This window comes from Dyella mobilis, assembly GCF_016904945.1.
GTDB lineage: Bacteria > Pseudomonadota > Gammaproteobacteria > Xanthomonadales > Rhodanobacteraceae > Dyella_B > Dyella_B mobilis.
The window spans coordinates 171,384-185,643 of record NZ_JADIKF010000038.1; the positions used below are offsets into that span (position 1 = coordinate 171,384).

15 protein-coding genes are annotated in these 14,260 nt (G+C 56.2%); 13 read left to right on the top strand and 2 right to left on the bottom strand.

From position 1 onward, the window contains the following. The first annotated feature begins 91 nt into the window (after window positions 1–91). Together ISS99_RS08410 and ISS99_RS08415 are read left to right on the top strand one after the other, a co-directional pair. Window positions 92–832 carry a PA3715 family protein gene (locus ISS99_RS08410; RefSeq protein ID WP_204631164.1) on the top strand — a complete coding sequence of 247 codons (741 nt, stop codon included), beginning with the start codon at window positions 92–94 and terminating at the stop codon, window positions 830–832. A gap of 131 nt (window positions 833–963) precedes the next feature. Continuing rightward, window positions 964–1,431 (top strand): hypothetical protein, encoded by a 468-nt coding sequence (locus tag ISS99_RS08415; protein ID WP_204631165.1) that lies wholly within the window; start codon window positions 964–966, stop codon window positions 1,429–1,431. Window positions 1,432–1,561: 130 nt separating this feature from the next. Here ISS99_RS08415 and ISS99_RS08420 read toward each other — a convergent pair whose 3' ends face one another. Next, on the bottom strand, window positions 1,562–1,843 hold the full coding sequence (locus tag ISS99_RS08420) for a hypothetical protein (protein ID WP_204631166.1): 282 nt from the start codon (window positions 1,841–1,843) through the stop codon (window positions 1,562–1,564). A 182-nt stretch (window positions 1,844–2,025) separates the two neighbouring features. Here ISS99_RS08420 and ISS99_RS08425 point away from each other — a divergent pair, with 182 nt between their 5' ends. After that, window positions 2,026–2,481: an energy transducer TonB gene (locus ISS99_RS08425; protein ID WP_204631167.1), complete on the top strand. Its 456-nt coding sequence runs from the start codon at window positions 2,026–2,028 to the stop codon at window positions 2,479–2,481. Window positions 2,482–2,961: 480 nt separating this feature from the next. Beyond that, on the top strand, window positions 2,962–4,626 hold the full coding sequence (locus tag ISS99_RS08430) for a hypothetical protein (protein ID WP_204631168.1): 1,665 nt from the start codon (window positions 2,962–2,964) through the stop codon (window positions 4,624–4,626). Window positions 4,627–4,690: 64 nt separating this feature from the next. On the opposite strand, the gene ISS99_RS08435 is transcribed toward ISS99_RS08430, so the two are convergent. After that, window positions 4,691–5,968 (bottom strand): hypothetical protein, encoded by a 1,278-nt coding sequence (locus ISS99_RS08435; RefSeq protein WP_204631169.1) that lies wholly within the window; start codon window positions 5,966–5,968, stop codon window positions 4,691–4,693. 484 nt (window positions 5,969–6,452) lie between these two features. Here ISS99_RS08435 and ISS99_RS08440 point away from each other — a divergent pair, with 484 nt between their 5' ends. The 9 genes from ISS99_RS08440 (at window position 6,453) to ISS99_RS08480 (ending at window position 14,205) form a co-directional block, all read left to right on the top strand. Further along, window positions 6,453–7,286, top strand: coding sequence for an oxidoreductase (locus tag ISS99_RS08440; protein WP_204631170.1), 834 nt, complete (start codon window positions 6,453–6,455; stop codon window positions 7,284–7,286). Window positions 7,287–7,448: 162 nt separating this feature from the next. Then, window positions 7,449–8,465: an AraC family transcriptional regulator gene (locus ISS99_RS08445; protein WP_204631171.1), complete on the top strand. Its 1,017-nt coding sequence runs from the start codon at window positions 7,449–7,451 to the stop codon at window positions 8,463–8,465. Window positions 8,466–8,552: 87 nt separating this feature from the next. Then, window positions 8,553–9,233, top strand: coding sequence for an SDR family oxidoreductase (locus ISS99_RS08450; protein WP_204631172.1), 681 nt, complete (start codon window positions 8,553–8,555; stop codon window positions 9,231–9,233). Between the two features lie 80 nt (window positions 9,234–9,313). Beyond that, window positions 9,314–10,126, top strand: coding sequence for a hypothetical protein (locus tag ISS99_RS08455; protein ID WP_204631173.1), 813 nt, complete (start codon window positions 9,314–9,316; stop codon window positions 10,124–10,126). Between the two features lie 241 nt (window positions 10,127–10,367). Then, window positions 10,368–10,697: a DHCW motif cupin fold protein gene (locus tag ISS99_RS08460; protein WP_204631174.1), complete on the top strand. Its 330-nt coding sequence runs from the start codon at window positions 10,368–10,370 to the stop codon at window positions 10,695–10,697. A 61-nt stretch (window positions 10,698–10,758) separates the two neighbouring features. Continuing rightward, complete coding sequence (locus tag ISS99_RS08465; protein ID WP_204631175.1) at window positions 10,759–11,277, top strand: hypothetical protein; 519 nt, start codon at window positions 10,759–10,761, stop codon at window positions 11,275–11,277. A 1,014-nt stretch (window positions 11,278–12,291) separates the two neighbouring features. Next, complete coding sequence (locus ISS99_RS08470; protein WP_204631176.1) at window positions 12,292–12,618, top strand: DUF4124 domain-containing protein; 327 nt, start codon at window positions 12,292–12,294, stop codon at window positions 12,616–12,618. A gap of 143 nt (window positions 12,619–12,761) precedes the next feature. Next, window positions 12,762–13,244, top strand: coding sequence for a hypothetical protein (locus ISS99_RS08475; protein WP_204631177.1), 483 nt, complete (start codon window positions 12,762–12,764; stop codon window positions 13,242–13,244). 499 nt (window positions 13,245–13,743) lie between these two features. After that, on the top strand, window positions 13,744–14,205 hold the full coding sequence (locus ISS99_RS08480; protein ID WP_204631178.1) for a hypothetical protein: 462 nt from the start codon (window positions 13,744–13,746) through the stop codon (window positions 14,203–14,205). Window positions 14,206–14,260: the final 55 nt, after the last annotated feature.

Below are 14,260 nucleotides of genomic sequence, written 5' to 3' on the forward strand. Positions count from 1 at the left end.
CTCACGCGTGGGTTTAACAGCTCGACGTCCGATTTGGATAAATGGCACGCATAGTTATCAGGGGATGGGAATGATACGGACAAGTGCGGCAATGCTTTTTCTCGTTGGCCTGCTCTTCGCGTCAACATCGCGCGCGCAGGACGTGGCGCAATCGTGTGATCAGTCCACGCTGGACGCGGTAGGCACATTTCTTCACGTCAAAAAATTCCAACAAGCGAGCTATCAGGACCAAACGGAAGCGGTCGTTGCCGCCTCATGCAAGGCGTGGCCCAAGGACACGAACATAGTGCTGGTCGCAGCGGCGTATAGGTTGCCCAGCGACCCGAAGCGGCCAGATGATCAGGCCGATCGCCACTTTGTGGTCGCCATGGTCGACGCCTCTCGCTCGGCGGTTGTCAGTAGCTTCAAAGGCATGGTCTCCCAGGATGCTACCTTGCAGATTCAGGGTCATGATGACTTCCGCCTGGACACCGCGCGTTACGACTTGGCGCCGGGAGTGCGCGCATTCGGCGTCATTTTTGTCGGTGGCCAGGAGCCACAGGCTGCGGATAATTGGGCGAGCGACTACTTGGTCTTATTTGTGCCCGACGGACCGAAATTACGACACGTACTCGAGGTGCCTCTGGAGCAAATAGAGGGTAGCAATGCTTCTCATTTGACGATCGGCGTCGAGAAAACCAGCTCCCACGGCTTTGCAGATCTGTCGATAACCGCCCGCAACGAAACGGACGAAAAAAGCAAAGGAGCCCGGACAATCCTTCAATACAACGGCAAGTCGTACGGAGAAAACGACGGAAATTTTCAAAGCGCGTATGACGAAATTTTTCAATAGCATTCGAGAAAGCGCGTAGCGAGATTGGTTGACGCGTTAATCCGGCGAAAAGCTTAGACGAATGGCCGCTTTCGACCCACAACGAAAGGCAAGTCTCAATCAGGTTATCTCCAACGTGCGGAGCATCACCAATGCCAAAAACGATGGCGCCCGAGCGTGTACGCGAGTTCGACGAACTCTCCCATTATGTCGACTTCTTCGCAACTCACCTCTGGAACATTGACCCAGCATCACCGTCCCACCCGGCTCATTCCCTGACGACCATCATCCAGAAATACGGCATGTCAAGGGCGCTGCAGGGGCTTCGTCAGGCAGTCAACGGCACCCTTGAAAGCACCGCTCACTTGCCCATCGCATCGCTTTTGGAACTGGACTCCCGGTTCGGGTCTGCCGGCATCATTTCGATTTCCGAGATGCGGCGCCGTTACTCAGCGAGATATCGACACGTCGTCAAACGTGGCAAGATTCGAAACGACACGGAGTATTACTTGGTTAATGGCATTCTCGCTGATGCGGCTATTCAGATGACGGATGAGCAACGCGCGCTCCTCCAAAAACTGCTTGATGCTTACGAGGATTCGACAAGCAACTCCCCTTGATGTCCGCTTTCGCCTCAAAACGCACGCATCCAGAAGCGGAGTTGGGCGGACGTTCAACATAGCCCATTTTGCTCTAGCCTGAAGGCGAGGCTGGTCATTTGCGCTCAGCAGGCTATAGTGGCGGCTCTTGTCACATATCTTGGAAGGGGCCTAGATAATGATGGGTAAAATCAACGCAGGCGAAAGGAATTTTTCGCGCAAGCATTTCGCAGTGCTCGCGCTTTGCCTCGTAGCCGCCAACGCGATATTCCTGGTCTTCGCCACCAGCGGCTTGATCAACCATTTCATCGCCTTCGGGGTTTCCATAACCTTCGCGCTCTGTGCACTTGCGCTTCTCGTCATGGTTGCAAAGTCGCGACGCCGAGCCTGATCTCTTGTTCGGTTGACCGATTTCAGCCGTTGAGCCGGGCACGCATGGATCCAGTAGGAGAAAGTCCGCCGCTAGTACCCTGGGGAAAGTTGGTCCTCACTCCAGCTTACGTGGTGATGATGTTCCACTTCACAGTGCGACAAGCAAAATAAAAACGCATATTCATGGCCTAGATCGAACTCAAGATCAAAGGCTTGAATACAACATTTTCTCAGGGGGAAATCATGTATCTGCGCAATTTTTCACAGGTCGCCATCTTGTTGCTGCTAACCTCTTGCGCACAGACGCCGCCAAAATCTGCGAGCAACGTGCCGCCTTCGACTGAAAATACACAGCCGCAAACTATCGTGCCGCACTATGTCACCGCGCCCTCCTCCACTCGCCCAGCGGCCCAGGACATTACCTACAATTCGCGCAATCCGCCGCATTTCCCATTGGAAGCCATCAGGGCTGGCCACTATGGTGTCGTGGTTTTGATGGTCTATGTCGGTGCCGACAGTGAAGTTGGCGATGTCCGCATAGATCGAAGCAGCGGCTTTCCCGAGCTCGACGCAAGCGCCATCGATGCCGCAAAACATTGGAGGTATGTGGCGGAGTTCAAAAATGGCGCACGTCAGCCATCGTGGATGAGAATTCCAGTAACTTTTGGCCACCACGTTCCAGCACCTCCTGCAACGTAATGGCATGACAGCCCGCCATCTCTTGGGGACGCCGCCATGTTATCGGCGCCCAATCCATTGAAGATGGCGTACGAAATGGTCAGGGAGGCCCGCTATCGCTCCCATACGAACAACGTCAGTCGGCTGCGGAGGGATGGATGATGAAGAGTCCTAAGGCGTTCCTCAGTTGGATATGCGTTGTCTTATTGGTCGCCGGCCTCGTGACATACCTTTACGGCGTACCGATGCTTTCTGAAGGGGCCAAAGCATGCCATTACGCGCACACGAGGTCATTCGGATGCACCACGTCCTTCGGAACATTCATGACCTTCCTGTGCACCGGTGTCGCGTTAGCGGTAGGTTGGCTATGGAGTCGATTTGGTCGTTGAGTAAAGATAAGTTTTCGAGCAGTAGCGGTCACCTTGTACAGCCAGGCATAGCTGCTTTCAGTCCGCGACCCAAGGCCAGTTGTCAACCACAAGCGCATTGAAGGAATGAAGCGTGAATAAAAGGATTTGGTTGCTCTCGGTAACGGCTATTTTTTTGCTAATTGCGAAACCGGTGTTAGCCGACGCGCCATGCGTTGATGCCGACATTCGAATAACACCCGATCACAAAGCAGTTCTATTTAAAGTCAATCTTCCGAACGATGTTCGTGCATTGCGGCTCGCTGATTTTGATGGCTACCGGCGCAGTCAGCTGTGGCTGTCTGAAGACGATTCGGCAACGGTGACGGACGCGGCGCTTACGCCAACGCATGCCAGGTCCATGCAAGCAAGCATGAACGTAAGCGAAAACCTGGATAGAATCGATCGCGTTTATCCGCCTTTCTTGCGCTTCTCAGACGGAACCGTGGCGGTGGACAGTGCGCTTTATCGTGCTAATTCTGATTCACCATCATTATGTGCGCACTTTATTCCTGCGCCCGGCGAAGAAGTGGCCGGCTTTGGTACTGTCACAACCAAGGCATTGACTCTGCCACCTCAGGCATCTTCAGGATACGTCGCATTTGGCACTCCAAGGATCGACCGCCGCTTTGGGGTAACGATTGTCAGCGACAGAGGGATTCCAGCGTGGGCACTCGACCAGGTCGCACGCGCAATTCCGCATATCGCTCATTTCTACAGCAATTATCTAGGGCCAATAACGCTACCGACGGTGTTTTTTTACAGTCAACCCAGCGATAGTGCGGACACGGACTATCACGGCGAGCGCCTTCCCGAATCCATCACGTTGGGGCTCATTGGCAATGGCTGGCGTCAGCCCGACACCCAGAAAGCCGATAAATTAATTGCCTTCGTCGCGCACGAGGTCTTTCACGCCTGGAATGCGGCCAACGGCATGCATCCCGCCGATGACGAATCAAACCTCGCCGTAGAGGGCGGCGCGGAATTTGCGAAAATATTGGCGACCGCCGAACAACAAAAGCAAAACCAAAGTGCCTGGTGGGCAGGCGTAAGCGACGCTCTCAATCGATGCCTACTTGAGTTGCCCACACGAGGAAGCCTATCGGACGGGCATCTTGGCCACGGCATGCTCCCCTACGATTGCGGGGTTCCAGTGATGCTGGTGATAGGCGCTGCCAACGATCCGCAGCGACCGGGCGAGGGATTTTTCCTGGCTTGGAAGCAACTTATTCAGCGCAAGCGTGACGCCACGGATCGGTCGTACCGCTGGACCGATTTGGTCATGAGCTCCGCTGATCCCAAGATAGTCCAAACTCTCGAAGCTGCCGTGCGTCAAGATCAGGCGTATTCGACTGCCATCGTGCGTGCGCTAAACCTGGCCGGCTTCAAGCTGCAGCCTGTCAGCAACGCATCCAGCGAAGAACGCGAAGCAATAAATGGGAAATGGATGGCGGCGTTCATGGCACAGGACTGCCACGGGCGTATCAGCTTCTGGAAAAAGCCGAATGGCTTTCTTTTGGATCACCCTCTTCCCTCCTGCAGTAATCTTTCGGCAGGGAAGATTGTCGTCTCGCTTGCGGGTGAAGCCTTCGCAACGTCTCAACCCCCACAACTGGCATCGGCCATTTATTCTCAATGCGCGACTGGCCACGAGGCGTCTGCCGCTTACGACGATGGTTCCAGTGCAAGCTTGGCTTGCCCGGTGACGCCGCCGGTGCTGCCGCAATTTGTGGAAATCCTTGCTTACAAACATCCGTAGACGCTGAGCCATGGTGGTTTGCTGATATCCGCTGTCGACTCATAGCGGACAGATCGGGCACTGATTAGTGAACGATTGGGCGTACGAGCTCCACGGTGTGCCAGAGCTGAAGTCCGCAGACCTGATCGGCTCCATGGGGAGTGATTTTCCAAATCTGGCCCGAGTCCTCTGGTACGGTATCGGACGTCAGCTCGAGATAAGTTACGCCATCCATGCTTACGATTTTCGCGGTTTGCATGTTATGAGGAAGAAGCTGGATCAGTTTTTGGTTGGCATCGGAGGAGAGGTCGGCCACGCCCTGCTTGTTGAAATACACGGGGAATAGCTCTGCGTCGCTGTAAGTGCCGTCGCCTGCAGTCGATTCGTCGTCTGCAAACGAGACGAGGCCTACGTGCTGCACATTCCCGCTATTGTCGAGGTCGACGTATCCAGCACTTTCAAGCGAATATTGAACCTCCGAAGCGCGTTCGTTGTTGTGAAAATGAAGCGTCGTACCCTTGGTGTCGTCCGGGTGCAGCTTGATCGGTTCCTTGATGTAGTTCTGAGGTGGAAGGTTCAACGCAAGCGACTCGCCTTGCGTTGCTTGATGCATCGCCAAAGTATTCAATCGATCATCGAGGAACGCATGGCAAACACGATCATTAGTGCTCGATACGATTTTTCTCTGATTCATCGACTGGCCGTGCATTTCGCACGTGGGAATGATGTCGCCGTTCCTGTCAATAACCGACAGATACGCGCCATTGGTGCCTCCTCCCTCCCAGCTACGCACCATGGGCCGCCCAAGCACCATGACAACGTCTTCACTCACGCCAAATCCCCACGCATCCGCGCCAGCATTCTCAGCGTCGCGATCATCCCTGTCAGGCGGTGATAACCGGCTCTTCAAGTCATTGCTGAGCACATAGACCTCCGTGTCGTGACTGGTTCCACCAGAGTCGACCACGCTGACGACCAAGGGCCTGCCGTCGACGACGACGTGGGCGATCTGTGTCGGTGAGCCGTTCGCGCCGGCCTCCAGGCCCGTCTTGGCAAGCAGTTTGTCATCCGCGTTCGTCATCGCTGGCGAGGCCAGTGGGGTACCGTTGTTCATGGTGTCCTGCGCCGCCTTGCACAACATGGCGGCGCCAGGCGGCAAGACGCTGCGCTCCGCTCCCGTCGTCTTGATGCGTTTCCCGTCTACCCAACCGGTCGATACCCGCTTTGGGCCATGGAAGCGGACGTAGTCAAAGCCGTCGCAGGTCGTGACAAGGTCGACCTCGTCACCTGCAATCAGGTAGCCATCGTCGGGCCGGATTTTCATGGCGTCGCGATCTTCGCCGGGATGACTGCCCAGAAGCATGAGATGCTCCTTCGGCTTCCCGACAACTTTCGCAGGCGTGACGGTCATTTGTCCTGCGGCGATCCACGTGGATAAACACGCTGGACGATCAGCCCAACTGAGTTGGGGTAGCAGACCAAGGCAAATTACCCAAAGCCAAATCATGCTTCGTGTAGTCGCCAGCCTCATGCCATTCCCCTGGTTGAAGTCCATTTGTTGAGTGGAGAGCGTAGCACCGGCTGGATGACAAAAGTCGCGCAGAAGCTCGTGCGGAGGCAGTCTCGCCCACCCTTCGGCGCCAGCATTGCTCTGGCCATTGACGGACCAAAGAGCTGGCTCGACTGCCTGGCTAATGTCCGCTTTCGACTGCTGATTTCGTTGGCGCCGTTTGCCGTGAGAATGGCGGGAATTGCTAGATCGCTGTCGCATTGCATTTCTTAGAGTTTGCACACGGTCCGGCCCGAAGGGCGGCCCGCCCCATACAAACTCTCAAGGGTCTTTCAACGTGAACGCTAAAGTTGTACTCGTCACAGGTGCGTCTTCCGGCATTGGCGAAGCCACTGCCCTGGAATTGAAGAAGCTCGGCTACACGGTCTACGCCGCCGCCCGACGCGTCGACCGGATGCGTTCCCTGGCCGGTGCCGGGGTCCGCGTGCTGGCCATGGACGTAACGAACGATGCCTCAATGGAGGCCGGAATCAAGGACATCATCAGCCAATCGGGCCGCATCGACGTGTTGGTCAATAACGCCGGTTACGGCTCCTACGGTGCCGTGGAAGACGTTCCCATGAGTGAGGCCCGCGCCCAGTTCGAAGTCAATGTCTTCGGCGCGGTTCGCCTGACGCAGCTGGTGTTGCCGCATATGCGTCAGCAACGCTCGGGCACCATCGTCAACATCACGTCGATGGGGGGCAAGATCCACACGCCGCTTGGCGCCTGGTACCACGGCACCAAGTTTGCGCTGGAGGGCATCAGCGACGCCCTGCGCATGGAAGTGGCGTCTTTTGGCATCGATGTGGTCGTGGTCGAGCCTGGTGGCATCAAGACGGAATGGGCTGGCATTGCCGCGGACAATCTGCAGAAGGTATCCGGCCTGAGCGCCTACGCCTCCCAGGCCAGCGCGGTGGCGAAGATGATGCGGACGGAGGCCAACGGCAGCCGCCAATCGCCGCCCGAGTTGATTGCGAAGACCGTCGCCAAGGCCGTTACGGCGCGTCGTCCCAAGACGCGCTATGCCGTTGGTTTTGGCGCCAAGCCCCTGATCTTCATGCGTCGCCTGCTGTCTGATCGCGCATTCGACGGCCTGATGCGCACGGCTGCCGGCATGCCGAAGCCCTGATCGCTCTCCATCAGCCATCAACCCTGTGGTTTTGCGTGCGCAACCCTTCATGCAGCGGAATGTGGCCATGCCGTGGCGTGGCCAGCGCACGACAGGTTCCGTCCGCGCCCACTCTGGCGGTCACCTTGGTGATCGCCGCATCATGAAGCGAGTTGACCGACCATGGCGACCAACGTGACCTTTCCAGTCGAGCAAGGCTTGCGCCCCCTCATGAAGGACCTGGGTATCCGGGCAGATCACGTACTGCGTCGAGCAGGCCTGCCCGACGACCTGTTTTCGCGCCCGGGCAGCGGATTGTCTACGACCGAACACTTCCGCCTGTGGCAAAGCCTCGATGCGGAGGCTGCTGATCCCTTGCTGCCGCTTCACCTGGCCGAAGCTATCCAGGCGGAGTCGTTCGTCCCGCCGCTTTTTGCCGCGCTGTGCAGCGTCAACATGCTGCAGGCAGCCCAGCGGCTGGCGACCTACAAGAGACTGATAGCCCCCATGCGGTTGGCCGCGGTCACCGGCTCCCAGGGAGAGCTGTCTCTGTCTCCCCAATGGATAGCTGCGGAAGGCGAGGCACCCTTCATCCTGGTGGCAAGTGAATTGGCTTTCCTCATGCGCGTGGTCCGCATGGCGACGCGCGAACCCGTGAGGGCGGTCAAGGTGACGATGCCCACACTACCGGCCAAGGCCCAGACAAAGGCCTATGCGGACTACTTCGGCATCCCGGTACGGCGCGATGGGGCTCCGTCCCTCACGCTATCTGCGGTCGACGCGAATCGCCCTTTCCTCACCGCAAACGATGCGATGTGGCAAGTGTTCGAGCCCGATCTGCGCCGACGCCTGGGCGAACTGGACGCGGCGGCGACGACCGCGCAACGGGTGCGTTCCGCGCTTCTCGAATTGCTGCCCGGCGGGCAGCCGGGGATCGAGACGGTAGCCAGTCGACTGGCGATGAGCAGCCGCACGTTGCAACGTCGCCTGGAAGCGGAGGGCGACAGCTTCCGGAGCGTCGTCAATCGAACCCGAGAGGACCTTGCGAGGCACTACCTAACGCAGACGAAACTTTCGGCCAGCGAGATTGGCTTCCTTCTGGGCTTCGAGGATCCCAACTCCTTCTTCCGAGCCTTCAACGACTGGACGGGCAAAACGCCTGAAGCGTTGAGAGAGTCCGGTCCGTCAAGCACGCCGTAGCGGTATCAGTGCATTGACTCCCTCTCTCCCTTTGGAGGCGGGGCCGCCATGACAGGCATGATCCACAACGAAAAGCGAGGCTAGAAAATGAGTTTTCGCGTCTTGGTCGCCGGAGGTACTGGGCAAGTTGGGTCGGCGTTGGTACGCGCTTTGCTCGCGACCTCCCCGTGCGTCGAAGTCATCATGGTCAATCGCCGGACGAGTCCGCTGGCGAGTGATGCGCGATTACGCCAGGTGGTCATGGAGACCAGTGCCCCAGGCTTAGCCGACGAGATCGCGAGACTTGCCAAGGACTGCAGTGTGCCTGGCGAGCCGCTGTATGCCGCGTCATGCATCGGCATCGGCAAGGGGAGCCAGCATTGGAGCGACGAGGACATCAGGAAACTTGAGATTGGCGTCGTCGGCGCGTTCGCACGTGGCTGCCTGGCCGGGGGCGTTGAAGCCTTTGGGTTACTTTCAGCCGCCGGGAGTAGCCCAACGAGCAAGATCCGTTACGCGCGCATCATGGGAGAAAAAGAAGACGTGGTGCGCGGGCTCAGGTTCAAGCGCCTGGCCATTTTTCGCCCAGGCATCATTGCGGGCAATGCACATACGCCAGCGCTTCTCGCTTGGCTCGGGCGTCTCGTTCCGGGTCCGTTTGGTACGATTGATCAGGATGTTATTGGCCGCGCATTTGCTGAAGAGCTTCTTCACGGACAAGACGGCACGACGATCCTGGAGAATGCTGCGATGGGGAAACGGTCGCGTACCATTCTTCCTTCTGGCTGAAGTCGCAACCCGAAGCAAACGTTTCTGACTTACAAGCAAAATAATTCACCTGAAAGAATCGACCTGTTCAAGGAGTGGGGATGGAGACCATATGTAGGGCATGTGGATACCAGAGAAAACCGGCGGATCAGGCACCAGATTGGGAATGCCCTGCATGCGGCAAGGCGTACTCGAAAACATCACAGGGTTCCCCTGGATCACTTTCGAGCAATGCACAGAACTCACCGTCTGAGTCAAGCAAACCTCTCGTTGACGAGGATGCCTGCGCGACTTATCTGGCGGCACACTATGGATTGCCGCAGGCGTACCGCGACTCTTTACTGCGGCGCATGGTGATTCCGGTGCTTGCGATGATAGGTATGCTCACCATGATCACCTTTCTCGCGGCTTTGTTTTTGGAATCAATCAAGCATGCATCGCTGCCAGGCTGGCTGATCTTCGCCACGTTCGGTCTCATGTCGCTGGTGGTGTACTACGTGGCCAGTTTAACCAAGCGGGGCATGACCATTCGTGCCGATTCGATCGAGATCGTGCAAGCATATTCGACTCAGGTCATACACGCCCGAGACGTACTCGGCTATGCAACCGATTATGTGCGAGTTTATAGATCTTCCGGCTGGCGATATGCCTTTGTTTATCGTCCGCACGGTCGCTCGGAGGAGCGCATGTATTTTTCGCTCGGGCCGGAAAATCTGAAGGACCCACGCCTGCTCGGCTTGTTCAGAGCCATGCACAATTACGGGAAATCGAGCCTTGACCAACTTTTGAATGAAGAGAAAAGCGGCGAACTCCGCATGCTGGATCAATTTAGCGCGGCGTTGCTTTTTCTTGTAGACATCTTTATTGCGTGGAGCATCTGGCCACTTATCTTCACCATGGTCAGGAGAATGTGATATGACATTTTTTTGCATTAAGCGCGCCCTATGGTCGGAGACGTTGGGACGATCCTAGAGATGTATGCAGACGCCTACGAGGTTGAGTGCTCGGCATCGGATGGATCGACCATCTAGCTGGATGCGATATATCAAGACGAACTAGAGTCTACTGAAAGCTAAGGCAATTTCCGCTTTCGACCCATGACGGACGTGGCATCATCGCGCTTCCGACTTCGTCAGCCAAGAAAGGGCGACTCCTTTGGAAATCTCAGGCATCCCATTTGGAACAACCGACTGGTCGTCCGTGGATGCGACCCAACACGAGGGTGAATCCGGCCTCGCCTATTGGCGCACCCAACAGTTCGGCAGCATGAGGGTGCGGATGATCGAATATACGCCCGGCTATCTTGCAGATCACTGGTGCACCAAAGGACACATCCTGTTGTGCGTGGAAGGTGAGCTTCACACGGAGCTCGAAGATGGTCGCACCTTCACCTTGAGGCCTGGCATGAGCTATCAGGTCGGTGACGGTGCGGAACCGCATCGCTCGTATACGAAGATGGGGGCCAAGTTGTTTGTCGTGGACTAGTTGATCGGGCTGGCAGTGTCCGCTCCCTAAGCTGACATTGCATCTCGCTTTACGTAATCTCGTGATGGCTATCCAGGGACTGCGCGACATGATTTTATTTGTACTTCCGCTGTCAATCGTAATCGCAGCGATAGCGATGATTTCCCTGTCTCCGATTGGAGAAGAAGATCTTCGCCAACGGATCGGGACGATGCAAATCTACAAGTTCCCCGCGGGTACCTTCTATGTGAGCCTCTTGCCAAGCATACTTTTTGCAATGGCGCCGCTGTGGCTTGGGCATGATGCTATAGCTTTGGCATTGTGCGGAGGCTTTTCACTGCTTGGACTAGCAGGCGCGTACTACACGCGTCAGTATCGATTAATCATAAATTGCCACCAGGTCACCATTTCCGGGATTTTTAAGCGGCATTTCAACACGAGCGACATAGCGGAGATGGATATGGATGATTCTCGGTACGATCGTGGTCTCCGCATCAAGCTCTACGATGGAAGGAGATTCTTCATATCGAAGAGCATTATTGAATACGATGCGCTGGTCGGCATTCTCATTAATGCCGTCAAGCCGGTGGAGCGGCAATAGTTGCTTCCGGAGGTGTGCGCTGTCCGCTTTCGACCCAAAGCGAAAAGGTGGGCATTTTGGTCTTTTAGGGGGATAGGTGCGCGAAACCATCGTCGATGTTTTCAAGGCAATCACCAGATTCATTTTTGAAGTGATCATCTGGGACTTCGTGCTTTTCCACTTGGGACGGGTTGCAATGCTCACTGTCACTTTGGGCCGATATCCCTCACGCAAGGATTGCACTCAATCCCGGGGACATATCCAAGTAGCTGGAATAGCGACGCTTGCGACCTTTTGGTCTGCGATTGCCATCTTTAACAATCTGAGAGGGAAGCCGTAGCCCTTACGCCGGCTTTCGACCCTAGGCGGACATTCATTGGGCACGTAAAGGTACCTATGGCCAAGACTCTCTACTGTTGGCGATGCGAACGAGATGTTTCGATGCTCGACGAACAAGAATGGGCCGTCATCGAGCCTCAATTGTCCGAGGTAATTTCTAAGATTCAGCGCTATCGCCAAAAGAATGAGGTGTTACTAAGCGAAACCTTGCGCCAGGATTTTGGCAGAGAGGTTTTGATGCGATATCGAGAACTCACAGGCTTTAAGGAGTCCGACGTTCAAGCTCTATGGCATCATCGCAGTAGCCTGTATGGTCCACCATGTGCCTCTTGCGGGAAACCATTACGCTCGGCCAAGGCAAGCTTCTGCGCCGCTTGCGGAGCTCAGCGGGACTGATCAAGTGTTCAAAAGCAGGCCTTAGGTGACGCATAACTAATTTGCCGGATGTCCACTTCCGACGGCGGCCTCAGCCGGTCAACGCAACCCATAGCGGACCTCAGCACGTGCTCCAGGCTCTCATCGGCGCCGCAAAAACTCGCGGCGGCCCATGCGCCGCTATGGCGAGACGCACGTGGCTGGCCGGCCACCCAATCCAGGTTTACCGACCTGGCCCTGGGCGGGATTGCATACGTCCATCCGTTGTCGCCGGGGTGTTCTCGCTATTAAAGTGGGGTTCGCACAACTCAGGAGGGGGAAATGCGCTTCTATCTATTTGCGATTTTGAGCTTGTTCGCAGTCGCCGCTCATGGCCAGTCGATTTTCAAATGCAAACTGCAAGATGGCTCCACGGCATACCAGGACCATCCTTGCCCTGGCGCGACCAATACCAAGCCGACCATGACGATCACGCCAGACGATGCGACGAGCCCAAAGCAGGAACAATCTCTGAACCTGACGCCCGAGCAACGAGCGCGATTGGAACAATCCTTGGAGCGCTTAAAGGTTATTACCGAGGAGATTTCCGCGAAGCAAGCGCAAATGAGAAGGGCTGCACAGCAAAGCGGGTCGGCAGATTCTCATTAGATGCAGCGGAGATGGGTGCTCAAAGTCAGTGACGGTGAGCCAAACTCTCCGCGTGACTCGGCGCCATGGGTGACATGTCCGTTTTCGCCAGTTGAATCCGCCGCCCGAAGAAAACACCTGATGATCCCGCAAGGATGACTGCCATGCGCCGATGGAATTCCGCGGTAAGCGTACTTTTAGCATTGGCATTGGCTGCAGGCCCCGCATTCGCAGGGCCTTCCGGATGCGGCCTGCCGCAAATATCGGGCTCACGTGAATTGAACCAATTCCTGAGCCTTCGGGCGATTGACGTGGTCAAGCGTGCAGCAAGCTCGGATGCAGGGCTTGCTGCGTTGGTCGCCCCCTCCGCGAGTTTCAACCTTGGTGCGGGCGACGTCGCCCGTCCCTTGGGAACGGGAGTCGATGGCGCTCGCGCGCTTGCACAAGCGATGAAAGCGGACACGTATCGTTTCCTTGGCTGGGATTACATGGACATGCCGGCTGACCCGTGCTCAAAGCAAAAGGTTGAAGTCGAGTTCATCGATAGCCTAGGCAAAAGCGTGTACCGAATGGAGTTCACGTTCGAAGCGGGTCGCGTGACGAGCGCCGATGGGTGGGAGAGATCGTTTGAGACTGGTCGGTTATAAGGCTGAGCGTAGTCGGGTTGCCAATGTCCGCCTCCGACCCGAAGCAGCTAGCATGGACAATGGAATGTAGGTCGGTATTAAGCCCGCTAAATCAATGTGTGAGGTCGTGCATGGAACGTCGTAGCCCGCGAAAAGCTCGCCTACTGGTAAATATCCCTCCTGAACGAGTGGATGAAGCCGCCGGGAACGGTCCCAGCGCCAAGGCTGGCGATATCATCGAACTCGATCACGGATATACCGGCCCAAATGGGGAGCCCATGGGCATGGTTGTTTGCCGCAACGCGGACGGAAGTATTCGTTGGGCTGGGGACGTGTTCGATTCGGAGATCGAAGCACTGCCATGACTTTTCTGCGATGGCGGATCACCCCCAAAGCAGATGTGCGCATCTAGCGAGGTACGCCCGCATCCGGTCCACAGAGGGTCCTTTCGAAATTCTTGGCGGCACTACGTACATCGCGCACGTCTCTCAGTGATAAGGTTTTACCAAGGGGCTAGGCAATGGTTGAAACTTCAAAGCGATTGCTCACTCAGGCGGACATTTCCTTACTCAAGCGCGAAAGCTACCCACACCTTAGCGACCTCAGCTCAAGATATTTGCCTGAGATCAACGTCGCCAAGGGCTTTCCAGCGAAGGCTGAATTCCTTGATGTCCTTCGTACATCCTGGTTGCTTGACACCTCTCCGGATCGACCGGAACTTGAGTGCGTCATTCTAGGCCTTGGCTATGCTCTCGGCTTGATCATTCGCGACCGATTCGGGTTCGACTGGTACCACATAAGAAACGAGTTCGGAGAAGCCATTGCCATGGTTGGACTGAATGACGCGGGGAGCCAGATCACGGTTACACCTTTTGCCTATGTGGAAAAGAAGGGAGACTTCCCAAATGCCGAGGTCTTTATTGACCTATTTCACCTACTTGCACGCCAGGGGGTGAACGAAGTGAAGACCGGTACGGAATGACATTTCAATGATGGCTCGAAGTGACTGCTCTCGACATCGCATTCAACCGCTCGAT

Excerpts from the sequence above, each read along its gene's own strand:
- ISS99_RS08435 (WP_204631169.1), bottom strand. The coding sequence starts at position 5,968 with ATGCTTCTGGGCAGTCATCCCGGCGAAGATCGCGACGCCATGAAAATC.
- ISS99_RS08470 (WP_204631176.1), top strand. The coding sequence starts at position 12,292 with ATGCGCTTCTATCTATTTGCGATTTTGAGCTTGTTCGCAGTCGCCGCT.
- ISS99_RS08480 (WP_204631178.1), top strand. The coding sequence starts at position 13,744 with ATGGTTGAAACTTCAAAGCGATTGCTCACTCAGGCGGACATTTCCTTA.
- ISS99_RS08475 (WP_204631177.1), top strand. The coding sequence starts at position 12,762 with ATGCGCCGATGGAATTCCGCGGTAAGCGTACTTTTAGCATTGGCATTG.
- ISS99_RS08450 (WP_204631172.1), top strand. The coding sequence starts at position 8,553 with ATGAGTTTTCGCGTCTTGGTCGCCGGAGGTACTGGGCAAGTTGGGTCG.
- ISS99_RS08445 (WP_204631171.1), top strand. The coding sequence starts at position 7,449 with ATGGCGACCAACGTGACCTTTCCAGTCGAGCAAGGCTTGCGCCCCCTC.
- ISS99_RS08425 (WP_204631167.1), top strand. The coding sequence starts at position 2,026 with ATGTATCTGCGCAATTTTTCACAGGTCGCCATCTTGTTGCTGCTAACC.
- ISS99_RS08410 (WP_204631164.1), top strand. The coding sequence starts at position 92 with ATGCTTTTTCTCGTTGGCCTGCTCTTCGCGTCAACATCGCGCGCGCAG.
- ISS99_RS08415 (WP_204631165.1), top strand. The coding sequence starts at position 964 with ATGCCAAAAACGATGGCGCCCGAGCGTGTACGCGAGTTCGACGAACTC.
- ISS99_RS08455 (WP_204631173.1), top strand. The coding sequence starts at position 9,314 with ATGGAGACCATATGTAGGGCATGTGGATACCAGAGAAAACCGGCGGAT.